At 64.3% G+C, this 25,785-nt stretch carries 21 protein-coding genes; 8 read left to right on the forward strand and 13 right to left on the reverse strand.

Annotation, left to right across the window (positions count from 1 at the left end):
* Positions 1 to 61 precede the first annotated feature (61 nt).
* Positions 62 to 1,576, forward strand: coding sequence for an acetyl-CoA acetyltransferase (locus JJC00_RS27715; protein WP_200469022.1), 1,515 nt, complete (start codon positions 62 to 64; stop codon positions 1,574 to 1,576).
* A 131-nt stretch (positions 1,577 to 1,707) separates the two neighbouring features.
* On the opposite strand, the gene JJC00_RS27720 is transcribed toward JJC00_RS27715, so the two are convergent.
* The 6 genes from JJC00_RS27720 to ltnD form a co-directional block, all read right to left on the reverse strand.
* Positions 1,708 to 2,904, reverse strand: a complete 1,197-nt coding sequence (locus JJC00_RS27720; RefSeq protein ID WP_200469023.1) for an efflux RND transporter periplasmic adaptor subunit — start codon at positions 2,902 to 2,904, stop codon at positions 1,708 to 1,710.
* Complete coding sequence (locus tag JJC00_RS27725; RefSeq protein ID WP_200469024.1) at positions 2,891 to 6,067, reverse strand: efflux RND transporter permease subunit; 3,177 nt, start codon at positions 6,065 to 6,067, stop codon at positions 2,891 to 2,893. The genes JJC00_RS27720 and JJC00_RS27725 overlap by 14 nt, the downstream gene beginning before the upstream one ends.
* A 246-nt stretch (positions 6,068 to 6,313) precedes the next feature.
* Positions 6,314 to 8,005: a methyl-accepting chemotaxis protein gene (locus JJC00_RS27730; protein WP_200469025.1), complete on the reverse strand. Its 1,692-nt coding sequence runs from the start codon at positions 8,003 to 8,005 to the stop codon at positions 6,314 to 6,316.
* 168 nt (positions 8,006 to 8,173) lie between these two features.
* A complete protein-coding gene (gene otnK, locus JJC00_RS27735) occupies positions 8,174 to 9,448 on the reverse strand; it encodes a 3-oxo-tetronate kinase (protein ID WP_200469026.1) in 1,275 nt (424 codons plus the stop codon).
* Complete coding sequence (gene otnI, locus JJC00_RS27740) at positions 9,445 to 10,227, reverse strand: 2-oxo-tetronate isomerase (protein ID WP_200469027.1); 783 nt, start codon at positions 10,225 to 10,227, stop codon at positions 9,445 to 9,447. Before otnI ends, otnK begins: the two co-directional genes overlap by 4 nt.
* Positions 10,228 to 10,239: 12 nt before the next feature.
* On the reverse strand, positions 10,240 to 11,157 hold the full coding sequence (ltnD, locus tag JJC00_RS27745) for an L-threonate dehydrogenase (RefSeq protein ID WP_200469028.1): 918 nt from the start codon (positions 11,155 to 11,157) through the stop codon (positions 10,240 to 10,242).
* 104 nt (positions 11,158 to 11,261) lie between these two features.
* Here ltnD and JJC00_RS27750 point away from each other — a divergent pair, with 104 nt between their 5' ends.
* Positions 11,262 to 11,966, forward strand: coding sequence for an aldolase (locus JJC00_RS27750; protein ID WP_200469029.1), 705 nt, complete (start codon positions 11,262 to 11,264; stop codon positions 11,964 to 11,966).
* 139 nt (positions 11,967 to 12,105) lie between these two features.
* On the opposite strand, the gene JJC00_RS27755 is transcribed toward JJC00_RS27750, so the two are convergent.
* The 6 genes from JJC00_RS27755 to JJC00_RS27780 form a co-directional block, all read right to left on the reverse strand.
* Entirely contained in the window at positions 12,106 to 12,810 is a 705-nt protein-coding gene (locus JJC00_RS27755) for an ABC transporter ATP-binding protein (protein ID WP_200469030.1), read from the reverse strand.
* Positions 12,794 to 13,525 carry an ABC transporter ATP-binding protein gene (locus JJC00_RS27760; protein ID WP_200469031.1) on the reverse strand — a complete coding sequence of 244 codons (732 nt, stop codon included), beginning with the start codon at positions 13,523 to 13,525 and terminating at the stop codon, positions 12,794 to 12,796. The genes JJC00_RS27755 and JJC00_RS27760 overlap by 17 nt, the downstream gene beginning before the upstream one ends.
* Entirely contained in the window at positions 13,522 to 14,505 is a 984-nt protein-coding gene (locus JJC00_RS27765) for a branched-chain amino acid ABC transporter permease (RefSeq protein ID WP_200469032.1), read from the reverse strand. Before JJC00_RS27765 ends, JJC00_RS27760 begins: the two co-directional genes overlap by 4 nt.
* Positions 14,505 to 15,338: a branched-chain amino acid ABC transporter permease gene (locus tag JJC00_RS27770; protein ID WP_246774295.1), complete on the reverse strand. Its 834-nt coding sequence runs from the start codon at positions 15,336 to 15,338 to the stop codon at positions 14,505 to 14,507. The genes JJC00_RS27765 and JJC00_RS27770 overlap by 1 nt, the downstream gene beginning before the upstream one ends.
* A gap of 227 nt (positions 15,339 to 15,565) precedes the next feature.
* On the reverse strand, positions 15,566 to 16,810 hold the full coding sequence (locus JJC00_RS27775) for an ABC transporter substrate-binding protein (protein WP_200469034.1): 1,245 nt from the start codon (positions 16,808 to 16,810) through the stop codon (positions 15,566 to 15,568).
* 89 nt (positions 16,811 to 16,899) lie between these two features.
* Positions 16,900 to 17,715: a putative hydro-lyase gene (locus JJC00_RS27780; RefSeq protein WP_200469035.1), complete on the reverse strand. Its 816-nt coding sequence runs from the start codon at positions 17,713 to 17,715 to the stop codon at positions 16,900 to 16,902.
* A gap of 119 nt (positions 17,716 to 17,834) precedes the next feature.
* On the opposite strand from JJC00_RS27780, the gene JJC00_RS27785 reads away from it, so the two are divergent.
* From JJC00_RS27785 to JJC00_RS27800, 4 genes are all read left to right on the forward strand, one after another.
* Positions 17,835 to 18,752, forward strand: a complete 918-nt coding sequence (locus JJC00_RS27785; RefSeq protein WP_200469036.1) for a LysR family transcriptional regulator — start codon at positions 17,835 to 17,837, stop codon at positions 18,750 to 18,752.
* Between the two features lie 119 nt (positions 18,753 to 18,871).
* Positions 18,872 to 20,122: a Zn-dependent hydrolase gene (locus JJC00_RS27790; RefSeq protein ID WP_200469037.1), complete on the forward strand. Its 1,251-nt coding sequence runs from the start codon at positions 18,872 to 18,874 to the stop codon at positions 20,120 to 20,122.
* 12 nt (positions 20,123 to 20,134) lie between these two features.
* Positions 20,135 to 21,046, forward strand: coding sequence for an NAD(P)-dependent oxidoreductase (locus tag JJC00_RS27795; protein WP_200469038.1), 912 nt, complete (start codon positions 20,135 to 20,137; stop codon positions 21,044 to 21,046).
* An 11-nt stretch (positions 21,047 to 21,057) separates the two neighbouring features.
* Positions 21,058 to 22,131 (forward strand): malate/lactate/ureidoglycolate dehydrogenase, encoded by a 1,074-nt coding sequence (locus tag JJC00_RS27800; RefSeq protein WP_200469039.1) that lies wholly within the window; start codon positions 21,058 to 21,060, stop codon positions 22,129 to 22,131.
* Positions 22,132 to 22,197: 66 nt separating this feature from the next.
* On the opposite strand, the gene JJC00_RS27805 is transcribed toward JJC00_RS27800, so the two are convergent.
* Positions 22,198 to 23,271, reverse strand: coding sequence for a tartrate dehydrogenase (locus tag JJC00_RS27805; protein WP_200469040.1), 1,074 nt, complete (start codon positions 23,269 to 23,271; stop codon positions 22,198 to 22,200).
* Positions 23,272 to 23,430: 159 nt separating this feature from the next.
* Between JJC00_RS27805 and JJC00_RS27810 the strand changes: the two genes are divergently transcribed.
* Complete coding sequence (locus tag JJC00_RS27810; protein WP_200469041.1) at positions 23,431 to 24,207, forward strand: SDR family oxidoreductase; 777 nt, start codon at positions 23,431 to 23,433, stop codon at positions 24,205 to 24,207.
* Positions 24,208 to 24,320: 113 nt separating this feature from the next.
* On the forward strand, positions 24,321 to 25,739 hold the full coding sequence (locus tag JJC00_RS27815; protein WP_200469042.1) for an amidase: 1,419 nt from the start codon (positions 24,321 to 24,323) through the stop codon (positions 25,737 to 25,739).
* The last annotated feature ends 46 nt before the right edge of the window (positions 25,740 to 25,785 follow it).

Below are 25,785 nucleotides of genomic sequence, written 5' to 3' on the forward strand. Positions count from 1 at the left end.
TCTTCAGCGGCCCTCGAAGGGCGACGGCGTGCCAGAGGTCTAAGACGCGAAGCAAGAAGAAATGACCAAGACCACTCCCCCCGAAGACCGCATCCCCGTCATCGTCGGCATCGGCGAGATCGTCGATTGTCCCAAGGAGATCACCGAGGGCCTCGAGCCGCTCGATCTGCTCGAACAGGCACTGCGGCGTGCAGAAGCTGATGCCGGCGCAAAGCTGCTCGGCGAGGTGCAGTCGCTCGACGTCGTCAACTTCCTGAGTTGGCGCTACCGCGATCCGGAGAAGCTGCTGGCGCAACGGCTCGGCGTCTCGCCGATACACTGCTATTACGGACCGGTCGGCGGCGAGAGCCCGATCCGCTTCATTCATGAGGCAGCCAAACGCATCGCCCGCGGCGAATGCAGCGTCGCCGCGGTCTGCGGCGCGGAGGCGCAATCGACGGCGACCAAGGCCGAGCGCGCGGGCGTCAAGCTGCCATGGATGCCATTCGCCCACGATGTCCCGGAGCCGAAGCGCGGCGCGGCATTCCAGAAGCCGCTGGCGATCAAGCTCGGCGTGTTCCGCCCTGTCACGGTCTATCCGTTCTATGAAGCGGCTTCGTCCGCGCATTGGGGCCAGACACCGCGCGAGGCGATGGCGGAATCGGGCACGCTATGGTCGCGCTATGCGGCGGTCGCCGCGCAAAATCCCAATTCCTGGCTGAAGCGGCGCTATGCGCCGGAGGAGATCACGACGCCCACCGCGGACAACCGGCTCATTGCGTGGCCCTACAACAAGCTCATGGTCGCCAACCCCAGCGTCAACATGGGCGGCGCGCTGTTGCTCACCAGCCTTGCCAAGGCACGCTCGGCCGGTATTGCCGAGGACAGGCTGGTCTATCCGCTCGGCGGCGCCTCGGCAGAGGAGCCGCCCGACTATCTCGTGCGCGACCAGTTCTACGAGAGCCATCCGCAGAATGCGGTGCTGAAGGCCATGATGGACATCGCCGGCGGCGACGGCAAAAAGTTCGACGCGATCGAGCTCTATAGCTGCTTTCCTTGCGTACCAAAGATGGCGCGGCGGACGCTGGGTCTGGGCGCCGACGTGCAGCCCAGCGTGAACGGTGGCCTCACCTTCTTCGGCGCGCCGCTCAACACCTACATGACGCATGCAGCCTGCGCGATGGTGCGGCGCCTGCGCGGTGACGACAAGCTCGGCCTGCTCTACGGCCAGGGCGGCTTCGTCACCAAGCATCACGCGCTGGTCGTTTCGAAGACGCCGCCGCGGGATGCGCTGGCGCAGGAGACCAGCGTGCAAGGCGAGGCCGACCGCAACAGGCGTGCGGTGCCGGAATTCGTCACGGAGGCAAGCGGAAAAGGCAAGGTGGAGAGCTTTACAGTGCTCTATGGACGTGGCGGCGATGCCGAGCACGGTGTGGTGATGCTGCGCACGGCGGATGCCCGGCGCACGCTAGCGCGGATTCCGGCGAGCGATCATGCGACGCTGGCGCGCTTGCTCGATATGAATCGTACGCCGGTCGGCTCGATCGGCGAGATCACGATGGCCGCGGATGGTGTACCGGAATGGCGGGTGGCGTAGCTCTTGTAGGGTGGGTTAGCCGAAGGCGTAACCCACCACTGGCTCTATCCGCGGAAACAGAAGAGGTGGGTTACGCCCCGCGAATTGCGCTTCGCGCAATTCGCGGGGCTAACCCACCCTACAAAACCGTCTTAGCCCTTCGGCGCCTGCTTTTCCGACGCAGTTGCCGGCTTGCCGCCGGCACCGACGACTCGAACCGCATCGCCATCGGACAGGCCATCCGGCGGCGCGGTAATGACGCGGTCGTCTGGCGCGATGCCCGAGGCGAGCTCGATCTCCTTGCCGAGATCGCGGGCGATCGTCACGGTCTTGAACTGCACCTTGTCGCCCGCACCCACGGTCGCGACACGCAAGCCGCTGCCGTTGAAGATCAGGGCGCTGGCCGGGATGCTCAGCGGCGCGGTGTCGCGCTGCAAATTCAGCTTCACGCTGGCATAGCCGCCGGGCATCAGCTCGCCGCTCGAATTGTCCAGACCCAGCTGCATGCGAGTGGTGCCCGAGGCGACGTCGACCGCCTGCGAGGACGCCTCCACTGTCGCCTGGAACGTCCGGTTCGGATATTCCGGCATCACCATGGTGGCCTTGGCGCCGATCTTGATCGCCGGCACGTAGTTCTGGGGAACGTTGACGTAGACGCGCAGCTTGGTGATGTCGGAGACCACGAACATAGCCGGGCCGGAGCCGCCACCGGCATTGATCAGCGCACCGACGTCGGTGTCGCGCGCCGTGACCACGCCGTCGAACGGCACGGTGATCTTCTTGTAGCCGGCGAGCGCCTCGAGCCGCTCGACATTGGCCTGCCCGGAATGGACGGCGGCGTTCTTGTTAGAGAGATCGGCGGTGCGCTCGTCGATTTCCTGCGCCGAGACGAAGTTGGAGGCCACCAGCGTCTTGCGGCGGTTGAGGGTTGCCTCCGACAGCCTGGCGCTGGCCTGCTGGCTGGCGAGATCGGCGCGGGCCTGCAGGAGCTGCTGGTCGAGATCGGGCGCCTCGATCTCGGCGATCACCTGCCCTGCCTTGACGCGAGCACCGATGTCGGCGCTCCAGCTTTTCAAATAACCGGAGACGCGCGCGAAGATCGGGGCGCGGTAATAGGCCTCGAGCCGCCCCGGCAGGTCGATGGTGGAATTGAGCGCCTTGGCGTTGGGCAGCGCGACCGCAACACTGGGAACGGCCTGGTCGTCAGTCCATTCCTTCAGCTTGGAGCCCTGGTCCTCGCGGGCCCGGATGCCGGTGCCGACCACGAGGCCTGCCGCGATCAGCGCCACCACGCTGAAAATGCCCAGTTTCCGGTGCGACACCGGGGCGCGGGATTCAGTGGGCGACATGCGGAGACTCCAATGGGGCGGCGGCTTTGGCGCCTTGTTTCTTGTGTACCATGCTGAACACCACGGGAACAAACATCAGCGTGGCGAAAGTTGCAAAGATCAGGCCGCCGATCACGGCGCGGCCAAGTGGCGCATTCTGCTCGCCGCCCTCGCCCAGCCCGAGCGCCATCGGCGCCATGCCGATGATCATGGCGAGCGCGGTCATCAGCACAGGCCGGAACCGGACGAAGCCGGCTTCCAGTGCGGCCACGATGGGGTCGCCCAGCTCCTCATAGCGCTCGCGGGCGAAGGAGATCACCAGCACGCTGTTGGCGGTGGCCACGCCCATGCACATGATGGCGCCTGTCAGCGCCGGCACCGACAGCGTGGTCTGGGTCGTGAACAGCATCCAGACGATGCCGGCGAGCGCGGCCGGCAGCGCGGTGATGATCACGAACGGATCGGACCATGACTGGAAGTTCACGACGATCAGGAAGTAGATCAGCACGACGGCGCCGAGCAGGCCGAACAACAGGCCGGTGAAGGCGCTGTTCATGGTCTGCACCTGACCAAGCAATGCCACGGAGGAGCCCTTCGGCACCTCCTTGGCGTCGGCGATGGCCTGGCGGATGTCGGTTGCGACCGCGCCGAGATCGCGGCCCGACGTCGTAGCAAAGATCTGCACGAGGTTTTGAATGTCGTACTGCGACACCACCGCGCTCGAGGTTGCACGCTTGATGTCGGCGATGCCGCCGAGGATCGGCGACTGCGAGGCGCCGGCCGCGGTGATCGGCAGCGTCTGCAACGCGCCGAGCGAATCGATCTGATATTGCGGCGTCTGCATCACGATGGAGTAGGACACGCCGTTGTCGGGGTTGAGATAGTAGGTCGGCGCCACCTGCGAGGAGCCGGCGAGATTGACCACGAGAGTGTTGGTGACGTCGCGCTCGGTCAGGCCGACATATTGCGCGCGGGTCCGATCGACATCGATGTTGAAGGTCGGCAGGTTCGGCGATTGCTGGATGCGTGCATCAGCAATGCCGGGAATCCGGCGGACCCTGGCCAGCAACTTGTTGGCGTAGGCAAAGTTGCCGTCGAGATTGGCGCCGCGGATTTGCAGGTCGATCGGCGCCGGCGCGCCGAAATTCAGGATCTGGCTGACGATGTCGGCCGGCAGGAAGGCGAAGCTGACGCCCGGGAACAGCCGCGGCAGCTGCTCGCGCAGCACCCTCACGTGCTCTTCGGTCGGCTTGTGACCTTCCTTCAGCTTGATCTGGATGTCGCCGTCCTGCGGGCCGATCACGCCGGTGTTGTTGTAGGTCATGTTGATGCCGGAGATCGGCATGCCGATGTTGTCGGTCATGGTCTCGATCTCACCGGGAATCAGCTTGCGCACCGCCTTCTGCACATCCGCGAGCTGGTTGGCGGCCTCCTCGACGCGGGTGCCGACCTGGGTGCGGACATGCATCAGGATGTTGCCGGCATCGACGGCAGGGAAGAAATTGCGCCCCAAGAACGGCACCAGCGCGAAGGACGCACCGACCACGCAGAGGAATCCGATCACGAACACTGCGCGATGCGCCAGCGCCATGCCGAGCAGGCCGCGGTAACCACCGCGAATACGCTCGAACCGCGCCTCGAATCCGCGCTGGAACCAGACGAGCGGATTGCGCGACTTCGGCGGCTCGCCCTCATGATGGACATGCGCCCGCAGCAAATAGTTCGCCATGGTCGGCACCAGCGTGCGCGACAGGATGAACGACCAGATCATCGCGAACATCACCGCTTCAGCCATCGGCACGAACAGGAAGCGCGCGACGCCGGTGAGGAAGAACATCGGCACGAACACGATGCAGATACAGAGCAGCGAGACAAAGGCCGGCGTCACGATCTGGTTGGCGCCGTCGAGGATCGACTGCTCGACCGGCTTGCCCTGCTCGAGATGGTAGTTGATGTTCTCGATGGTCACCGTGGCGTCGTCGACGAGGATGCCGACCGCGAGCGCGAGGCCGCCGAGCGTCATGATGTTGAGCGTCTCGCCGATCGCCGACAACATGACGATGGCCCCGAGCACGGACAGCGGGATCGAGACCGCGATGATGACGGTCGAGCGCCAGCTGTCAAGGAACAGCAGGATCATCACGCTGGTGAGCAGCGCCGCGATCACGCCTTCGAAGGCGACGCCTTGAATCGCGCCGCGGACGAACACCGACTGATCGCCGATGAAGCCGATCTTCAGCGCATCCGGCAGCTGATCCTTGACGTCGATGACCTTCTGCTTGATGCCGGCGATGATATCGAGCGTCGAGGTCGCGCCCGCCTTCAGCACTATCATCAGCACCGAGCGATTGCCATCGACGTGGACGATGTTGGTCTGCGGCGGGTTGCCGTCGCGCACGCTCGCGACGTCGCGCACATAGACCATCGCGCCGTTGACGGTCTTGATCGGCAGATTGCCGAGCTCCTCGATCTTGAGCGGCGAGTTGTTGAGCTGGATGCTGTACTCGAAGGTGCCGATCTTCTGGGTGCCGACAGGCGTGATCAGGTTTTGGGCCGCGAGCGCATTGGCGACGTCCTGGCCGGACAGGCCGCGGGCCTGCAGCGCGGTCGGGTCGAGGTCGATCTGGACCTGGCGCTGCTTGCCGCCGAACGGATACGGGATCGCCGCACCGGGCACCGTCACGAGCGGTGTACGCAGATTGTTGATGCCGATGTCGGCGAGGTTCTGCTCGGTCAGGCCATCGCCCGACAGCGCCACCTGGATGATCGGCACGGTCGAGGCGGAATAGTTCAGGATCAAGGGCGGCGTCGCGCCCGGCGGCATCTGCTTCAGCAGCGTCTGCGAGATCGCCGTGACCTGCGCGTTGGCGGTGCGGATGTCGACATTGGGCTGGAAGAAGATCTTGATGATGCCAAAACCGTTATAGGAATTGGCGGTGATGTGCTCGATGTCGTTGACGGTCGTCGTCAGCGCCCGCTGGAACGGCGTGGTGATGCGGCCGGACATCTGGTCGGGAGGCAGGCCGGTGTACTGCCAGACCACGCCGATGACGGGGATGCGGATGTCAGGAAAAATGTCGGTCGGCGTCCGCAGCGCCGCGAGCGGTCCGATGATCAGAAGCAGGAGCGCGAGCACGACAAACGTGTAGGGTCGGCTCAGGGCAATACGAACCAGAGCAATCATTCGTCAGGCAATTCCAACTCAGGGGACAGGGAAACCGCCCCCGCGGGTTCCTCAGCTGATTTACCCGAACACCGTCGAAATGGCTAATGGCAGCGTGTCACGCGTGGTCACTTCCCTGCTATCGCGCGGCGAAATCGCATTCCAGATATGCAGCCTCTGCCCGGAAGATTACAGAGACGACTTTCAACGCGTAAAAAAAGCGGCACCCGGGAGGCGCCGCTTTCAGAACTGCGATCGCGTGCAAGCTTAGGCTGCGCGGACGTTGGTCAGGAACTTGCTGACCTCGGTCTTTAGCCGGGTGCTGTCGTTGGACAGCATCTGCGCCGCCGAAAGCACCTGCGAGGAGGCGGTGCCGGTTTCGGTGGCGCCGCGCTGCACGTCGGTGATGTTGGAGGAGACCTGTTGGGTGCCCTGGGCCGCCTGCTGGACGTTGCGGGCGATTTCCTGGGTCGCAGCACCCTGCTCTTCCACCGCAGCGGCAATCGCCGAGGAGATTTCCGAGAGCCGCTCGATGGTCGAGGAGATCTCCTTGATCGCGCCGACCGATTCGTTGGTCGCCGCCTGGATGCCGGAGATCTGCTGGCCGATCTCGCCGGTCGCCTTTGCTGTCTGCTCGGCGAGCGCCTTCACTTCGGAGGCGACCACCGCGAAGCCACGGCCGGCCTCACCGGCGCGCGCCGCTTCGATGGTGGCGTTCAGCGCCAGCAGGTTGGTCTGGCCGGCGATGGTGTTGATCAGCTCGACAACGTCACCGATGCGCGAAGCGGCTTTCGACAGCTCGCTGACGCGCTCGGTGGTGGCACGGGCCTGGCCGACGGCATCGCCCGCCATCCGGGCCGATTCTTGCACCTGGCGGCTGATCTCGCCGACCGAGGAGGCCATCTCTTCGGTCGCCGAGGCCACCGACTGGACGTTGGTGGACGCTTCTTCCGAGGCAGCGGCAACGGTGGTCGCCATCCGCTGCGAGCGGTCGGCGGTCGAGGTCAGCGTCGAGGCGGAAGCTTCGAGCTGGCTCGAGGCCGACGACACGGTCTGGACGATCTCGCCGATCATGGTCTCGAATTCGCGGGTCACGTTGTCGACGCGGCGACCACGCTCGATCTTGGCTTCGGCGTCGGCCGCAGCGGCTTCGTCGGCGGCCCTCTTGGCGATCAGAGCTTCCTTGAAGACCTGGAGCACATCGGCCATGGCGCCGATCTCGGTCTTCTCGCCCTGGTGCGGGACTTCAGCAGAGAGATCAGCCTTGCCCAGCGCCTGCATCGGCTCGATGATCGAGTTGATACCCTTCGACACGTCCTGGACGAGATAGAAGCCGACGCCGATGCCGGCGATGACCGCAACGCCCAGAATGATCGCGACCAGCATGAAGGCATTGATGTAGCTGTCGGCGGCATCCTGGGCGGCCTGAGTGCCGCCCTTGGTGTTGAGGTCGATATCCTTTTGCAGGACCTCGTCAGACTTGAGGCCGATCTTGTTGACAGTCTTTGTGTTCAACTCATGGGACGCGTGCGGGACCTTGCCGGCCTCCATACGTGACAGCTCCATGACCTCTTCGGCCCCTTTCTGGTAGTCGCCCCACAGCTTGGACCACTCGGCATACAGCGCGCGCTCTTCCGGGAGGCTAATCATGGCCTCATATTGCTTGCGAGCTTTTCCCAACGCCTCCGTCACCGTCGCCGCGGTCGTTTCCGCCGCGATCTTTTCGTCGAGTTTCTCGGACAACATGTGCTCGCGAACCACGTTGCGATAAGTTATGACGGCGGCGCGAATTTCGCCGAGCACCCGCACGCTCGGCATCCAGTTCGTGGTGATCTCGGTTGTGTTGGCATTCATCGACCGCATCTTCATGACGGCGAGAAGGCCCATGCCGGTCATCGCGACCAGCAGGAACGCCACGACACTGATGATCTTGGCGCGGATGGAAATCGTGGCGAGCATAATCGGATCTCTTTGTGCTGGCGCGGTGCGCGTCCGGACGTTTTACGAATCAACCAAAGGGAGCAGCACCGACATCCGACACCAGAGCACCTGACCAGATGTTAACTACGACTCCGTACGAGTACGGAACGCGAAAGAAATGAACAGGCCGCTAAGAATGCCCTGCGCTCAGCGCATGAGCCCAAGCGCGTCCGAGAAAAACTCGGGCCCACCGAAATTGCCGGACTTCAACGCGAGCAGCATGTCGCCTTCTACGCCGACCGCGCGCAGCACTGGAACGCCCGCTGCAATTTCCACTCCTACGAGAAATCCGGGAATCCTCAACCGATCGACGACGGCGCCCGACGTCTCGCCGCCGGCAACGACCAATCGCCGCACGCCCGATTTAACGAGACTTTCGGCGATGTCGGCCATCGTCTGTTCGATCGCGTGCCCCGCGGCGTCGCGGCCGTGACGCGCCTGGAGTGCAGCGACGTCAGCCGGCGTCGCGCTCGATGCAATCAGCACGGGACCCTGGGCCAATCGCTCCTTCGCCCAGTCCAGCGCGCGCTGCGTTTCGTTTGCGCCCGTAAGAATACGGTCGGGGTCGAGACGAAGCACCGGCATGACGCGTTCGGCGTTGGCGATCTGCTGCAAGGTGGCCTGCGAGCAGCTTCCCGCGAGGCACGCCACCTGCCCGCCGACGGCGGCGCCCTGCTCGCTGCTGGCGGCGGCCGACTTGACCTTGCCGGTCGACACCAGCGCGCGGGCGAGGCCAAGGCCGATACCGGAGGCACCGACCGACAGCCGGTGCTCTGCGGCAACAAGGCCGATGGTCTCGAGGTCGCGGTCGAACACGGCGTCGATGATCGCGGCGCCGACGCCCTTGCCCGATAGCTCGACAAGCCGGGCCCGCACGGCCTCCGTCCCCCGTGAGAGGGTCGCGAGGTCGACGAGACCGATCTGCGCCTTGCTCTGGCGCGCCAGCACGCGCACCAGGTTGGAATCGTGCATCGGGTTGAGCGGGTGGTCCTTGAGGGGGCTCTCGTTCAGCGGCACGGCACCGACGAACAGATTGCCCTGGTAGACGGTGCGACCGGTTTCGGGAAAAGCCGGCGTGACCAGCACGATAGCCTCGCCGCAATCGGCACGCAGCGCATCCATCACCGGCCCGATATTGCCTGCGTCCGTGGAATCGAAGGTCGAGCAGATCTTGAACAGCACGTGGCTCGCGCCGCGACCACGCAGCCATGTCTCGGCCGCGCGCGAGCGCGACACCGCAAGTCCCGCCTCGATCGAGCGGCTCTTCAGCGACACCACGACGGCGTCCACCTCCGGCAGCTTCAGATCGTCAGCGGGCACACCGATGGTCTGCACCGTGCGCAGTCCGGCGCGCGTCAGCGTATTGGCGAGATCGGAGGCGCCGGTGTAGTCGTCGGCGATGCAGCCTAACGCAAGTGTCACGGCTTCACTCCCGCATAGGGCTTGAACCAGGCCAGGCCATCGGTGGTCTTGCCCCGCGGATTGTATTCGCAGCCGACGAATCCGGCATAGCCGAGGCGGTCGAGCTCTTCGAACAGGAACGGATAATTGAGCTCCTCGCCGTCGGGCTCGTTGCGCGAGGGAATGCTGGCGATCTGGATGTGGCCGATGATCGGCATCATCTCGCGCAGCCGCATGGTGACGTCGCCGTGAATGATCCCGCAATGATAGATGTCGAACTGGAGTTTCAGGTTGGGCAGCCGCAGCTCCTGGATCAGGTCGCGCGCGAAGCCGAAATCGTTGAGGAAATAGCCTGGCACATTGCGGGAATTGATCGGCTCGAGCACGATGTCGATGCCATGTGGCGCGAAGAACTCCGCAGCCCACGCCACCGATTTGTAGAAGGCCTCGATTGCGACCCGTTCACCGCGGTTGGCGATGCCCGCCATCAAATGCAGCCGCTTGACGCCGGTCGCCTTGGCGTAAGGCAGCGCCGTCTCCAGGCTCGCCTTGAGGTCGGCAAAGCGCGCCGGCAATGCGGCAAAACCCCTCTCGCCGGCATTCCAGTCGCCCGGCGGCAGGTTGAACAGCGCCTGTGTCAGGCCGTTGCGCTTGAGCCGCTCGCCGACCGCGTCGACCGGATGCTCATAGGGAAAGAGAAACTCGACAGCGGTGAAGCCGGCCTGCGCGGCGGCGTCGAACCGGTCGAGGAACGGCACCTCGGTGAACATCATCGAGAGGTTGGCGGCGAAACGGGGCATTGGAATCCTCTTCTACTTGTCGCCGGGAAGTTTCACGCCGGTGACCTGCGCATACATTCGCGCCACCGACGCGTCATCGTCACGCCCCATACCGGCGGCTGATGTCATCAGGAACATCTGGAGGGCTGCGGCGGAAACCGGCACCGGGAATCTCGCGCTGCGCGCCATGTCCTGGATGATGCCGAGGTCCTTCACAAAGATTTCGACGGCACTGCGCGGCGTGTAGTCGCCGTCGAGCACGTGCGGCATGCGGTTCTCGAACATCCAGGAATTGCCCGCGGAGGCCGTGATCACCTCATAGACCTTGCGGATGTCGAGGCCCTGCTTGGCAGCGAACGCCATCGCTTCGCTTGCGGCAGCGATATGCACGCCGGCCAGCAGCTGGTTGATCATCTTGAATGCCGCGCCTTGGCCAGCGGCATCGCCGAGCTCATAGAGCTTCGCCGCCATCGCATCGAGCGCCGGACGCGCCTTTGCAAAGGCAGCCGGGCTGCCCGACGCGAGGATCGTCAGCTCGCCTTGCGCGGCACGCTGCGCACCGCCGGAGATCGGCGCATCCAGATAATTTCGGCCGGTCGCTTCCAGCTGTTTTGCCAGTCGCCGCGCCACGTCGGGGTCCATGGTAGCAGAGGAGATGAAGACGCTGTCCTTCGGCAGGGTCTCGGCGGCGCCGTCCTTGCCGAACAGGATCGCTTCGGTCTGCGCGGCGTTGACGACGACGCTGACGACGATGTCCGCGCCCTTGGCCGCCTCGGCCGGCGTTGTGGCGCCGGTGCCGCCGTCCTTCACAAAACGCGCCACCGCATCAGCCGAAACGTCGCAGCCGGTGACCGTATGGCCGGCGCGCCTCAGCGAGGTCGCCATGCCATACCCCATCGAGCCGAGCCCGATGACGGCGATACGCTGATTTTGTAACGTGGAGGCGGCCATGCAACTAACCCTTGCGAACGTTTCCCGGATGACCGCCTTTGTGGCGGCTCGTGATCTCGAATAACACGGCTTGGCCGCGCTGCCAAAGCGTGAGACAAGCGGGCATGACGGCCATGAGAACCGAAACGAGCAACGAGACAAGGCTGCGTGAGGATATCTGCCGCTTCGGACGGTCCCTGTTCGAGCGCGGGCTGACGCCGGGCTCGTCCGGCAATATCAGCGTCAGGCTGGATGGCGGCGGCTGGCTGGTGACGCCGACCAACGCCTCGCTCGGCTTTCTGGATCCTGCAAGACTGTCGCGGCTGGACGATCAGGGCCGGCTGGTTTCGGGCGATGCCCCGACCAAAGAGGTTCCGCTGCACACCGCACTCTACGATACGCGCGGACGCGCGCGGGCGATCGTGCATCTGCACTCCACTCATTCGGTCGCGCTCTCGATGCTGCCCGAGATCGACCCGCGCGCCGCGTTGCCGCCGATGACGGCCTATTATCTGATGAAATGCGGCGCCACCGCGCTCGTGCCCTATTACCGCCCTGGCGATCCCGCGGTCGCGGATGCGATCAAGGGACTGGCCGGGAAATATTCATCTGTGCTGCTCGCCAATCACGGGCCCGTCGTCGCCGGCGACACGCTCGAAGCCGCCGTATTCGCGACGGAGGAGCTGGAAGAGACGGCGAAGCTGTATCTGCTGCTGCGCGGAATGAATCCGCGCTATCTCTCGCCGGAGCAGGTGGCGGATCTGGTGAAAGTGTTCGGAGTGACGCTGCCGGAGGATGATGACGAGCCACACACGCCGGCGTCATCCTGAGGTGCGAGCCTTGCGATGCAAAGCATCGCAAGGTGAAGCCTCGAAGGATGGGCTACAGGCGCTTGCGGCTCATCCTTCGAGGCGCGCAAGCGCGCGCACCTCAGGATGACGGCAGTGCTCGCGGAGGCAGCTCCGGCGCCTACAGCCCCAGATACGCCTTGCGCACGTCCGGATTGCCCCTGATGTCGGCTGCCGGCCCCTGCATCAGTACGCGGCCGGTTTGCAGGATGTAGGCGCGGTCGGCGATCTCCAGGCACTCGGCCATCCGCTGCTCGACGATGAGCACGGTCATTCCGGCATCACGGATGGTTTTCACCGCCTGGAAGATTTCATCGACCAGCTTCGGCATGATGCCCTGCGAGGGTTCGTCGAGCATCAGAAGCCGCGGACGCGTCATCAGGGCGCGGCCGATCGCGAGCATCTGCTGCTCGCCGCCGGAGAGCGTTTCGGCGCGCTGATCGAGGCGTTCGGACAGGCGCGGAAACAGCTTGAAGACGAGATCGAGCGGCTCCTCGCGATCCGCCTCGCCGCGATAGAGATAGCTGCCGAGGCGGAGATTGTCGCGCACCGACAGGCGCGGGAACAGGCGGCGGTTCTCCGGCACGTAAGCGATGCCGGTGGCGGTGATGTGATGCTGCGCCATGCCGTCGATGCGCTTGCCGTCGAACGTCGCCGTGCCCGAGCGCGGACGCTCGGCACCGGCGATGGATTTGAGCAGCGTCGACTTGCCCGCACCGTTGGCGCCGGCGACGCAGACGATCTCCCCCTTCTGGACTTCGATCGAGATCGCGGAGATCGCGACCAGGCCCTGATAGGCGGTCGTGACTTCATGCACCGACAGCATGACGATCTCCCAGATATGCGCTGATCACCTTGGGATCGCGGACCACGTCGGCGGGCTTGCCCTCGACCAGAACCTTGCCGAGGTCGAGCACGATGGCGCGGTCGACCAGCGGCATCACGATCTCCATGACATGCTCGACCATCAGAACGGTGACGCCGGTATCGCGCACTTTTCGCACCAGCGCCACACCGGTCTGCGCCTCGGTTGGCGTGAGGCCGGTGAGGACCTCGTCGAGCAGCAGCAGTTTCGGTTCGGTCGCGAGCGCACGGGCAACCTCAAGGCGGCGCTTCTCGGCCGGCACGAGGTCGCTCGCGAGCACGTCGGCACGCGCGGCAAGGCCGGTGAACTCCAGCACCTCATGCGCTTTCCGGCGCGCCTCGCGCATTACCGTGTTGCGTACCAGCGCGCCGACGATGACGTTGTCGATGACGGTCATGGTCTCAAAGCTCTTGACGACCTGGAAGGTGCGTCCGACGCCGCGCTGGCAGCGTTCGGCCGCCGGCAATTTTGTCACGTCCTCGCCGTCGAACCAGATCGAGCCCTGCGTCGGCGGCAGGACGCCGGCGATGAGATTGAACAGCGTCGACTTGCCGGCACCGTTGGGACCGATCAGCCCGACGATCTCGCCGCGGCCGACCGAGATCGAGACGTCGCTGTTGGCGACGAGGCCACCGAACCGCTGCCAGACGCCGCGGGTTTCAAGGAGCGCGGTCATCGTGTCGCTCCCTTTGCTTTGGTGCGTGAGAACAGGCTCACAAGACCCTGCGGCAGCGCCAGCGAGATCGCCACAATCAATGCGCCGTAGACGATCAGGTCGACGCCACGGCCGGAGCCGCCGATATACGAGCGCGTCAGCTCCGTCATCGGGATCAGGATGGCCGCCCCTAGCACGGGACCCCAGAGGGTGCCGATGCCACCGAGCACGGCGGGGAGCGCCATCAAGAGCGAGAACTGGAAGCCCATAACGCTTTCTGGATCGATGTAAGCGAGGAACTGCGCATAGAAGGCGCCGCCGACGGCAACGAGGAAAGCGGAGACGGCGGCAGCGCCCATCTTGGAGTTGAACACGACGACGCCGAGGCTTTCAGCGGCCTCCGGATTGTCCTTCACCGCGCGCCACCAAAAACCCCATTTGGAGTCTTCAAGCCACCAGGTGACGAACCAGGCCAGGCTGCACAGCGCCAGCGCGAAATAGAAGTACGGCAGCTTGCTGCGCAGGAACTGGAATTTCAGCCAGCTGTCGCCGCGCACGGGAATTGTGATACCCATCGCCGCCCCCGCCCATTCCCAATTCTGGAACAGCAACAGCCCGATCTCGGCGATGACGATGGTCGCGATCACGAAGTAATGGCCGCGCAGACGGAAGAAGGGATAGCCGAGCGCCATCGCGATGAGAGCCGCGATCGCGCCGCCGGCGAGCATGCCGAACCAGGGCAGCACGCCGAACTTGGTGAATAACAGCTCGGTGGTGTAGGCGCCGATGCCGAAATAGAGCGCGTGTCCGAGCGAGATCTGCCCGCAATAGCCGGACAGGATGTTCCAGCTCTGCGAGAGCGCCGCATACATCAGGGTCAGGATCAGGATGTTCTGGACGTAGACGTCCTTGACAAACAGTGGCGCGAGCGCTGCGAGCCCGGCCAGGACCGCGGCGATGATGAGATCGCGGCGGCGCCGCGCGGTAAAATGCTTGTCCATCACATCTGTCCGAACAGGCCGCGCGGCCGGATGAAGACGACGAGAAGGTACACTGCATAGATGCCGACCGACTTCAGCGAGGGCGGCAGCACCAATGCGGTAGTCGCTTCGACCAGGCCGACGACGATGCCGCCGGCGAAGGCGCCGAACACGCTGCCGAAGCCGCCGAGCGCCACCGTGACATAGGCGATCAGCGCAAAGGACGCGCCGACGTCGGGATAGATGTAGAAGAACACCGCCATGATCGCGCCGGCGAGACCGACCAGCGCGGCACCGAGGCCCCAACCGAGCGCAAACACGCGGTTCTTGTCGATGCCGACCAGCGCGACCGCGCCGGGATCTTCACGGGTCGCCTCCAGCGCGCGGCCGAAATCGGTGCGGTGGATGAAGAAGTACAGGCCGGCAAAGGCCGCGATCGCGACCAGGGCGCCGATCAGTTGCGGCTCCGGCAGGAAGATACCGGCGACGGAGATGGTCTTACCGCCGGCCCAGGAGTGCGGGATGCTTCGGTAGTCCGGGGTGAAGAAGAACTGCGCGAGCCCGCGCATCACAATGGCGAGGCCGAAGGTGGAGAAGATCTGCACCATGCCGGCGTTGGCTTTCGCCCGCATCGCGAACCGCACGACCAACAGATAGACCACGGCTCCGAGCACGAACAGCGCGGCGGCGACCAGCGGCGCTGACAGCAAGGGGTCGATCGCGAAGAACGTGAACAGGAAGAAGCTCACATACATCGCGATCATCAGGAACTCGCCATGGGCGAAGTTCACGACGTCCATCAGGCCGAAGATCAGCGCGAGGCCGACCGCGATCAGTCCGTAGAGCAGGCCCATCAGGAGGCCGCTCGCGAGACTCTGGATAATGGCTTGGGCTGTCAACTCTAGTCCCCCGTTCGAAAACGTCACGCCAGGTTTCGTCATTGCGAGCGAAGCGAAGCAATCCAGACATGTCGCCAAGGAAGCAACCTGGATTGCTTCGTCGCTCGCTCCTCGCAATGACGGTGTGGGAACAGCTTGGTCGTCCTGCTCCTCACAGCGCCTGGTTCCCCGAACCGAAACGCCTACTTCATCGGCCAGGTCGCTTCCGCGATCGCGGCCTGCGGCGGGAAGATGGTGACGAACTTGCCACCGATATATTGCAGCAGCACCGGGTCGGCGTCGTTGTTCTGGCCCATGTCATCGAACTTGACGCGCTTCCACGGCATGATGGTCTGCTCGCCCGGGATGTCGGTGGCGGCGAGCGCATCGCGGATCTTCTCGCCGTCCGCCGACTTGGCGCGGTTGATCGCGTCGGCGAGGATGATCAGGCCCATGAACTGGCGCGAGGTGAGGTCGTTGAAATCCTTGCCCGAGCGCGCCTTGAACATCTCGTTGAGCTTGCCGACCATCGGGCGCTTCTGCGCTAGGTCGAGCGAGAAGGTGCCGCGCGAGATCACGCCTTCGAGCTTGTCGCCGACGGCATCATAGAGCGCCTTCTCGGAGAAGCCGGCGTCCTGCGCCACGATCGCATTCGGCTTGTAGCCGAGCTCGGCCATGGTCTTGACCAGCAGAATGCCGTCGGTGGTGTAGCTCGAGGGCATCAGCACGTCGGCATTGGCGCTCTTGAGCTGCTGCACCTCGGCCGACAGCGAGGGCGAGTTGGCACGGTACTTAATGTCGGAGACGATCTTGTAGCCGCGTTCGCCGGCGATCTTGGCCTGGGCGTTGCCGGAGTCGGTTCCGAAAATGGTGTCCTCGTGGAACAGCGACAGCGTCTCGATCTTGGTGCCCTTCTTCTTCAGGGCATCGAAGAAGTCGAACATCGCGGCCGAATACATTTCGTCATGTGGCGCCGCACGGAAGTAATATTTGAGACCGCGGCGATGCAGGCTCGGCGAGGAGTTGTCGGCCGAGACGAACGGGATCTGGTAACGTTCGCAGATCTGGCTGACGGTGACCGCGACCGCGCTCTGATAGGTGCCGATGATGGCGGAGACCTTCTCCTGCGTGATGAGGCGCTCGGCCTCGGCGCGGCCCTTCTGCGGATCGGCCTGGTGGTCGGCGAACACGAGACGCACCTTGGCGCCGCCGAGGCCCGGCAGGCCCTCGCCCTTCGCCAGCGGCAGATCGAAATCAGTGTCCTTGTTGATGACCTCGAGCGCGGTCTCGTAGGCCTTCTGCGCGTCGACGCCCTGCTGGGCGCTGCCGCCGGAGAACGGATAGATGACGCCGATCACGACTTCCGAGGTCTGGGCGCGCGCAGCAAGCGGCACCAGCGCAGCAGTAGCGGTGGCACCCAACAGCACGTCGCGGCGAGAGATCGTCATGGCAAAGTCCCCTGTTACTAAATTTCGACTGATCGAATGAAGCGATTGATGGATGCGGTAAAGCCCGAAGAAAGAGCAAATGCTGCCCACTAAATCACGGCCATGTTCCTGTTCTTCAGATCCGTCACCAGCATCAGGCCGGGCGAATGCGTGATCGCGAACGGGACCTTGGCTGCATTGATGACTGATTGCGGCGTCACGCCGCAGGCCCAGAACACCGGGATCTCGTCATCGGCAACAAATACGGGATCACCATAGTCGGGTTTGGCAATGTCCTTGATGCCGATCAGATGCGGATGGCCGAGATGCACGGGCGCGCCGTGCACTGCGGGATAGCGCGAGGTGATCTGCACCGCGCGGATCGCATCGGCCGGCTTGAACGGACGCATCGAGACCACCATCGGCCCCGCGAACGGGCCGGCCTCGCCGCAGGCGATATTGGTGCGGTACATCGGCACCCGCACGTTCTGCTCGATGTGGCGGATCGGCATGCCCTCGTCGAGCAGCGCCTCTTCGAACGAGAACGAGCAGCCCAGCACGAAGGTCACGAGATCGTCGCGCCAGTGCTTGGTGACGTCGGTCGGCTCGTCCACGACCTCGCCGTCGCGCCAGACGCGGTAGCGCGGCACATCGGTGCGAATGTCGAGATCGGCGCCGAGCGCCGGGATGTGCGGGCTGCCGACGTCGGACATGCCGATGATCGGACACGGTTTGGGATTGAGCTGGCAGAAGCGGTGGAAAGCCCCGGCGTATTCCGCCGGCAGGATCGCCAGATTGCCCTGGACGAAGCCGGGCGCGACCCCTGCGGTCGATCCGACCTCGCCGCCACGATAGGCGAGCCGCACCTGGCGGCTCGGGAGGGTGTCGGGTGTTTCAGTTTGCTGCGCTGCCACCAAAACAGTCATGTGATCGACCTGCCTATGAACTCGACAAGCGTAGCCAACATCAAGCATACTATAAAGTCTAATCGTCCTTTCTAATGGATATCGATAAATTTATTTTATCGATCGGGAAAATCCTTCCAATGCTGGACTTCAGATCGATCGAAACCTTTCTCTGGGTTGTGAAGCTCGGCAGCTTCCGTGGCGCCGCAGCGCGGCTCAATACGACCCAGCCGGCGATCTCCCAGCGCATTGCCCAGCTCGAGCGCGAGATGGGCGTAAAGCTCCTGAACCGCGATCATCGCGTGGCGTCGCCCACCCCGAGCGGCCGGCAGATGATGGTCTATGCGGAAAAGCTGATCGGCCTGCGCGCTCAGATGATGGCCGAGATCGGCGATCGGTCGGCGATGCGCGGCGTGATGCGGCTCGGCGTCGCCGAGACCATCGTGCACACGTGGCTGCCGCGGCTGGTGAAGAGCATGAACGAGGTCTATCCGAACCTGTCGCTGGAGATCGAGGTCGACATCACGCCGAACCTCACCGCGCGCCTGCTCGCGCAGGAGATCGAGCTTGCCTTCGTGGTCGGCCCGCTGTCGGCCTCGGGCGTACACAACCGCGTGCTCGCCGACTACCCGATCGGCTTTCTCGCAAGCCCGTCGCTCGGGCTTGGCCATGGCCCGGTGACGCCCGCCGATCTCGCGCGGTTTCCGATCATCACTTTTCCGCGCAAGACCAGACCCTACGAGGTCGTGCGCGAGGTGTTCGACCGGCCCGACTTGCCGCCGATCCGTCTCCACGCCTCTGCCTCGCTCGCCACCGTGATCCACATGGCGGTGGAAGGCCTCGGCATCGCCGTGATCCCCGACGCAATCGTCGAGAACGAGCTCGCCGACGGTCGGCTGCAGTTGCTCGACACCGATCTGGAGATCGCGCCGCTGACGTTCACGGCAAGCTGGCTCGCCTCGCCCGACGTCGTCGCGGTGGAGCGCGTCGCCGAGCTTGCATGTCAAATTGCGCAGAGCAGCCTCGCGGTTGACGCGCCCGCGCTGGCGCGTCATTGAAAAAGGCGCCGGACAACCTTCAACGTTATTCCGGGGCTCGCGCAGCGCGAACCCGGAATCTCGAGATTCCGGGTTCGCCCTTCGGGCGCCCCGGAATGACAGCCAAGATGGACTGACGCATGAGCCGAGCCGCGACTAATTTGCAAATCGATTCCGCCCGCCTCTGGGGCTCCATCCACGAGACCGCGCAGTTCGGCGCGACGGCCAAAGGTGGTGTTCGGCGGCTGACGCTAAGCAGCGAAGACAAGCAGGTTCGCGACTGGTTCCGAAAGGCCTGTGAGGAAGCCGGCCTCGAAGTGCATGTCGATGCGCTCGGATCTCAGTTCGGCCTGCGCAAGGGCCGCGACATGTCGAAGCTGCCCGTCGGCATCGGCTCGCATCTCGACACCCAGCCGACCGGCGGCAAATACGACGGCATTCTCGGCACGCTCGGCGCGCTCGAAGTGATCCGCACGCTGAACGACGCCGGCATCGAGACTGAGGCGCCGATCTGCATCGTCAACTGGACCAACGAGGAAGGCTCGCGCTTCGCGCCGGCGATGATGGCCTCCGCCGCTTACGTCGGCGATTTCACCACCGACGATATCCTGTCGCGCAAGGACATTGAGGGCACCACCGTCGGCCAGGCGCTCGACAGCATCGGTTATCGCGGTGACAAGCCGGTCGGCTTCCAGAAGCTCGGCTGCTTCGTCGAGCTGCACATCGAGCAGGGCCCGATCCTGGAAGCCGAAGGCAAGACCATCGGCGTGGTCGATTCCGGCCAGGGTGTGCTCTGGTATGACGGCAAGATCTCCGGCTTCGAAAGCCATGCAGGTTCGACCCCAATGCCATTGCGGCGCGATGCGCTGGCGACACTCTCCGAAATCGTGCTGGCAATGGAGGCCATTGCCAGGAAGCACGGACCGAATGCAGTCGGCACCATCGGCGAGGCCGTGATCGCAAATCCCTCGCGCAACGTCATTCCCGGCGAGATCGCCTTCACCATGGATTGCCGCAGCGCAGATGGCGCGATCATGGATGCGCTCGACCGCGACCTGCGCGCCGCGATTGCCGAGATCGCCGCGCGCCGCAAGGTCGAGGTCAAGATTGATCTCGTCTGGCGCAAGCCGCCGACGCACTTCGATCCCAAGCTGATCGCAGCGGTCGAGAACGCCGCAAAGACGCTCGGCTATTCTTCTCGCCGCATCACCTCCGGCGCCGGTCACGACGCCTGCAACCTCAATACGGTGATGCCGGCGGCGATGGTATTCGTGCCCTGTAAGGACGGCATCAGCCACAACGAGCTGGAAGACGCCACGCAGCCCGACTGCGCCGCGGGCACCAACGTGCTGATGCACACCGTGCTGGCAATTGCCGGCGTCGCATCCTGATCGGAGACAGACATGCGTGGAGTTTTCGTCGACGCCAATGAAGCGCTTGCCGTGATCGTGGAGCGGCTGGAGAAGCCTGACGATCCCAAGGTGCGGATCCACAGGGATCCTGATATCAAGCCCGAGCAATATCCTGAGATCCTTGACGGCGCCGAGATCGCGATCGTGGACCATACCGCGTTGCCGACCGAGATCGCGAAGAAGTGCGCGGGCCTCAAGCACGTCGTGTTCCTCGGCACCGGCGCGCGCAGCTACATGAATCCCGAGGAGCTCGCCGAGCTCGGCATCTCCGTGCATCTGATCAAGGGCTATGGCGACACGGCCGTGGCGGAGTCCGCGATCGCGCTGATGTGGTCCTCCGCGCGCGTCATCGCGATGATGGACCGCGAGATGCGCGCTGGCAACTGGCTGCGCGAGGACGGCATGCAGCTCACGGGCAAGACGCTCGGCCTGATTGGCTTCGGCGGTATCGCGGCCGAAGTCGCGCGCATTGCGTCCGGCGGCGGCATGAAGGTGATCGCCTGGAACCGCTCGCCAAAGACCCATCCCGGCGTCGAATTCGCCGATCTCGACACATTGCTGGCGCGGAGCGACGTGGTATCGCTGCACTTGCTGCTCAACGACGAGACGCGCGGTATGATCACGCGCGAGACAATCGCGAAGATGAAGCCGGGCGTCGTCTTCATCAACACCGCGCGTGGTGCCATCGTCGACGAGCAGGCGATGATCGACGCGCTGAAGTCGGGCCACATCCGCCATGCGGGCCTCGATGTCTTCAACATCGAGCCGTTGCCGGCGGACCATCCGCTGACCAAGATACCGAACGTGACGTTGTCGGCGCATTCCGCCTTCCGCACGCCGGAGGCCAGCGAGAACCTGATTGAAGCGGCGTGGGTTCATTGCCGCCGGATCGTGAAAGGATAAGAGCAACAACAATGGCCGACTATCGCACCATCAAGGCCGAGCCGCTCACCAACGCCATCCGTGCCATCGTCAAGGCCGGCGGCTCCACGGACCGCGAGGCCGAGCTCGTCTCCACCAATTTAGTCGAGGCCAATCTCAAGGGACACGACTCGCACGGCGTCGGCATGATCCCGCGCTATGTCCAGAGCGTCACCAACGGCGGCCTCGCGGTGAACCAGCATGTCAAGATCGTGCTCGACACCGGTCCGCTGCTCACCCTCGATGGCCTCACCGGCTACGGCCAGGTGATCGGGCACGAAGCGATGGAGCTGGCGGCCGAGCGCGCCAAGAGCAACGGCGTCTGCCTCGTCGGCCTCTCCAACGCCCATCACATCGGCCGCATCGGCCACTGGGCCGAGCAATGCATCGACCACGGGTTGGTCTCGATCCACTTCGTCAACGTGATCTCGCGCCCGATCGTAGCGCCCTGGGGCGGCAGCGATGCGCGCCATGGCACCAACCCGTTCTGCGTCGGCATCCCGCGCAAAGGGAAAGAGCCGATCGTGCTCGATTTCGCCACCAGCAGGATCGCGCAGGGCAAGACCCGCGTCGCCCACAACAAAGGCGTCGAACTCGAGCCCGGCACCATTATCGACAATGAAGGCAAGTCCACCGTCAACCCGCGTTACACCGTGATCCCGCCGCACGGCGCCATCCTGCCGTTCGGCGAGCACAAGGGTTCGGGACTCGCGCTGGTGTGCGAAATCCTCGGCGGCGCGCTCTCTGGCGGGCAGGTGGTCAAGGGCCCGTCTGACGGCAAGCACAACGTCCTCAACGGCATGCTCTCGATCATCATCGACCCCAGCAAGCTCGGCACTGGCGAAAACCTCGCGCGCGAAGTCGAGAGCTTCGTTGCCTGGCACACCGCCTCGCCGCCCGCCCCCGGCATCGACAAGGTCAGGATCGCCGGCGAGCCCGAGCGCGAGACCAAGAAGCAGCGGCTCGCCGAAGGTATCCCGGTCGATCCGACCACCTGGCAGGAGATTTTGGAAGCCGGGAAAAAGTTCGGGCTGGATCAGGCGGCGATTGAAAAGATCGCGGGCTAGTTGGCCAATCGCCACCGGTGTCGTCCCGGCGAAGGCCGGAACGACTCTGTGGCTCGTAGCTTGGCCTTAATCCACCATATCCGCGACGGCCTTGCCGCAAGCCGTCGTATCGGCGTTGCCGCCGAGATCCTTGGTGCGCAGCGTGCGTTCGGCCAGCGTGCGCTCGATCGCCTCGACAATCGACTTGCCGGCAACCTTCTCGCCGAGATGCTCGAGCATCATCGCGCCCGACCAGATCGCGCCGATCGGGTTCGCGATGCCCTGTCCCGCGATGTCAGGCGCCGAACCGTGAACCGGCTCGAACACCGAGGGGAAATCGCCCTCGGGATTGATGTTGCCTGACGGGGCAATGCCGATTGTGCCGGTGCAGGCGGGGCCGAGGTCGGAGAGGATGTCACCGAACAGGTTTGAGCCGACAACGACATCGAACCAATCCGGATGCAGCACGAAGTTCGCGGTGAGAATATCAATGTGGTACTTGTCCCACTTCACGCCAGGAAACTTCTTGGCCATCGCCTCAACGCGTTCGTCCCAATAGGGCATGGTGATGGAGATGCCGTTGGACTTGGTCGCCGAGGTCAGGTGCTTCTTCGGCCGCGACTGCGCGAGCTCGAAGGCGAACTTCAGAATGCGGTCGACGCCGGTGCGGGTCATCACCGTCTGCTGGGTGACGAACTCGCGGTCGGTGTCGGGGAACATGCGGCCGCCGACGGAGGAATATTCGCCTTCGGTGTTCTCGCGCACCACCCAGAAATCGATGTCACCGGGCTTGCGGCCCGCCAGCGGCGACGGCACGCCGGGCATCAGCCGCACCGGGCGCAAGTTCACATACTGGTCGAACTCGCGGCGAAACTTGATCAGCGAGCCCCACAGCGAGACGTGATCCGGAATCTTGGCCGGCCAGCCGACTGCGCCGAAATAGATCGCGTCGTGCTTGCCGATCTTCTCTTTCCAGTCGTCCGGCATCATCTGCCCGTGCTTCTCGTAATAGTCCCAGGACGAGAAGTCGAAATGATCGAAGTGCAGGGACACGCCGTGCTTCTTCGCGGCTGCCTCCAAAACGCGCAGGCCTTCGGGCAACACTTCCTTGCCGATGCCGTCGCCGGGAATGACTGCGATCCGGTATTGTTTCTTGCTCATCGAGAACGTCCTTTTTTTGATCCGGCAGCCGCCGCCTTTTTTGACCGCACTGCAATGGACCAAAGTCAGCGGCAGTGCAACGCTGCACTGCAATGTTGACCATGGCGCGGCCATGCGCCTACTGATTTCATCCTTGTTCCTCTCCTGCGAGTACCTCTCATGGATCTGCATCTGCGTGGCAAGCGCGTCCTGATCACGGGCGCGTCCAAGGGCATTGGCGCAGCCGCCGCCGAGGCGTTTGCCGAAGAGGGCGCGCATCTCCTGCTTGCTGCCCGTAACGGCGAGCAGCTCAAGGCACTGGCCGATCGGTTGCGATCCGCACACCAGATCGATGCCGCGACGAGCATCGTGGACTTGCGCAAAGCTGAGGATTTGGCGCGGCTCGCCAAGGACGCCGCCGACATTGACGTGCTCGTCAACAATGCCGGCGACATCCCCGGCGGCTCCATCGACAAGATCGATGAAGCCACCTGGCGGCACGCCTGGGAATTGAAAGTGTTCGGCTACATCAACCTCACGCGGCAGATCTACGCGCAGATGAAGGCCAGGGGTGGCGGCGTCATCGTCAACGACATCGGCGCTGCCGGCGAAAAGTTCGACGCCAATTACATCTGCGGCAGCGCCGGCAATGCTGCGCTGATGGCCTTCACCCGCGCGCTCGGCGGAAAAAGCCTCGCCGACAACATCCGCGTGGTCGGCATCAATCCCGGCCCGGTTGGCACCGACCGTCACGTCACGCTGCTGAAGACGCGGGCCAAGCACCAGTTCGGCGACGAGAACCGTTACAAGGAATTCCAGAAAGGCCTGCCGCTCGGCCGCCCCGCGCATGCGCGCGAGATCGGCGACCTCATGGCGTTCCTTGCGTCGGATCGCGCCGGCTACACGTCCGGCGTGATCTACACGGTGGACGGCGGCATCAGCGCCGGGTGGGGTTAGATTTTCCGTCATTGCGAGCGAAGCGAAGCAATCCAGAAATACCTCTGCGGTGACAGACTGGATTGCTTCGCTGCGCTCGCAATGACGACAAGATAAGCACGGGAGTAGAATCGTTGTCTCAAGACCTGATCCGCGAAACCGCCTGCACTGTCGTCGACAAGCTACGCTCCGGTGATGTCTCTCCACTCGAGCTGCTGGACGTGGTGGAGAAGCGCATCAGCGAGGTCGACGGCAAGGTCAACGCATTGCCGACGCTGTGTTTCGATCGCGCGCGGACCAATGCGAAGACGCTGATGCAGAAGCCGGCCGGCGCGCGCGGGCTGCTTGCGGGCTTGCCGCTGCCGATCAAGGATCTGACCGATGTCGCGGGCGTGCTGAACACACAGGGCTCGCCGATCTTCAGGGATAACATTTCCGCGACGTCCGACCTGATGGTCGAGAACCTCGAAGCCAATGGCGCGGTCGTCTACGCCAAATCCAACACGCCGGAATTCGGCGCCGGCGCCAACACCTTCAACGAAGTGTTCGGCGCGACGCTCAATCCCTGGGATACGACCAAGTCGGCGGCCGGCTCCTCTGGCGGCGCCGCGGTGGCGCTTGCCACCGGCATGGCCTGGCTCGCGCAGGGTTCCGATATGGGCGGCTCCTTGCGCAGCCCCGCGGCCTTCTGCGGCGTCGTCGGCATGCGGCCGAGCATCGGCCGCGTCGCCCATACCCCAAAATCCGGAATCGATCGCAATCTCGGCGTCGTCGGCCCGATGGCGCGCAACGTCGAGGACCTCGCGCTGCTGCTGGATGCCATGAGCGGCGACTATGCGGACGATCCGCTGTCGCTGCCAGCGCCTGCGACCTCTTTCCTGTCGGCCGCACAATCGGGTAAGAAGCCGAAGCGCATCGCCTATTCGCCCGATCTCGGCATCACGCCTGTCGATCCCGAAGTCAAAGCGATCACGCGCAAGGCCGCCGAGCGCTTCGCGGAAGCCGGCGCCATCGTCGAGGAGGCGCACCCCGATTGGCGCGACGCGCATGAATGCTTCCACGTGCTGCGCGCCTTCGATTTCGCGATCACCAAGGCCAATCTGCTGCGCACCAAGCGCGATCTGCTCAAGCCCGAGGTGATCTGGAACATCGAGGAGGGCCTCAAGCTCACCGTCGAGCAGCTCGCCCGCGCCGAAGCCCAGCGCGTCGGCATGACCGCGCGTGCCATCGAATTGTTCAAGACTTACGATCTCCTGCTGACGCCGACCACGATCGTGCCGCCCTTCCCGATCGAGAACCGCTATGTCGCCGAATGCGCTGGCAAGACCTTCGAGAACTACGTCGAATGGCTCGGCATCGTCTACGCCATCACGCTGGCCTGCTGCCCGTCGCTGTCGCTGCCCTGCGGCTTCACCGCCTCGGGCCTGCCGGTCGGCGTGCAGGTCGTCGGCGCACCACGCGCGGATGCGCAGGTGATCGCCGGCGCGAAGGTGCTGGAGGACATTTTGGGCCTGCGCGGGCAGACACCGATTGATCCGCGGGTAAAGAAGTAGCAGCCACCCTCCTGTCCCCGGACCCAGCGCGTCCGGGACACAAGCC

The organism is Bradyrhizobium diazoefficiens, assembly GCF_016616885.1.
Taxonomy (GTDB): Bacteria; Pseudomonadota; Alphaproteobacteria; order Rhizobiales; family Xanthobacteraceae; genus Bradyrhizobium; species Bradyrhizobium diazoefficiens_F.

Coding starts and splice junctions, on each gene's coding strand:
- JJC00_RS27715 (WP_200469022.1), top strand. CDS start 62: ATGACCAAGACCACTCCCCCCGAAGACCGCATCCCCGTCATCGTCGGC.
- JJC00_RS27720 (WP_200469023.1), bottom strand. CDS start 2,904: ATGTCGCCCACTGAATCCCGCGCCCCGGTGTCGCACCGGAAACTGGGC.
- JJC00_RS27725 (WP_200469024.1), bottom strand. CDS start 6,067: ATGATTGCTCTGGTTCGTATTGCCCTGAGCCGACCCTACACGTTTGTC.
- JJC00_RS27730 (WP_200469025.1), bottom strand. CDS start 8,005: ATGCTCGCCACGATTTCCATCCGCGCCAAGATCATCAGTGTCGTGGCG.
- otnI (WP_200469027.1), bottom strand. CDS start 10,227: ATGCCCCGTTTCGCCGCCAACCTCTCGATGATGTTCACCGAGGTGCCG.
- ltnD (WP_200469028.1), bottom strand. CDS start 11,157: ATGGCCGCCTCCACGTTACAAAATCAGCGTATCGCCGTCATCGGGCTC.
- JJC00_RS27750 (WP_200469029.1), top strand. CDS start 11,262: ATGACGGCCATGAGAACCGAAACGAGCAACGAGACAAGGCTGCGTGAG.
- JJC00_RS27755 (WP_200469030.1), bottom strand. CDS start 12,810: ATGCTGTCGGTGCATGAAGTCACGACCGCCTATCAGGGCCTGGTCGCG.
- JJC00_RS27760 (WP_200469031.1), bottom strand. CDS start 13,525: ATGACCGCGCTCCTTGAAACCCGCGGCGTCTGGCAGCGGTTCGGTGGC.
- JJC00_RS27765 (WP_200469032.1), bottom strand. CDS start 14,505: ATGGACAAGCATTTTACCGCGCGGCGCCGCCGCGATCTCATCATCGCC.
- JJC00_RS27770 (WP_246774295.1), bottom strand. CDS start 15,338: ATGGGCCTGCTCTACGGACTGATCGCGGTCGGCCTCGCGCTGATCTTC.
- JJC00_RS27775 (WP_200469034.1), bottom strand. CDS start 16,810: ATGACGATCTCTCGCCGCGACGTGCTGTTGGGTGCCACCGCTACTGCT.
- JJC00_RS27780 (WP_200469035.1), bottom strand. CDS start 17,715: ATGACTGTTTTGGTGGCAGCGCAGCAAACTGAAACACCCGACACCCTC.
- JJC00_RS27785 (WP_200469036.1), top strand. CDS start 17,835: ATGCTGGACTTCAGATCGATCGAAACCTTTCTCTGGGTTGTGAAGCTC.
- JJC00_RS27790 (WP_200469037.1), top strand. CDS start 18,872: ATGAGCCGAGCCGCGACTAATTTGCAAATCGATTCCGCCCGCCTCTGG.
- JJC00_RS27795 (WP_200469038.1), top strand. CDS start 20,135: ATGCGTGGAGTTTTCGTCGACGCCAATGAAGCGCTTGCCGTGATCGTG.
- JJC00_RS27800 (WP_200469039.1), top strand. CDS start 21,058: ATGGCCGACTATCGCACCATCAAGGCCGAGCCGCTCACCAACGCCATC.
- JJC00_RS27805 (WP_200469040.1), bottom strand. CDS start 23,271: ATGAGCAAGAAACAATACCGGATCGCAGTCATTCCCGGCGACGGCATC.
- JJC00_RS27810 (WP_200469041.1), top strand. CDS start 23,431: ATGGATCTGCATCTGCGTGGCAAGCGCGTCCTGATCACGGGCGCGTCC.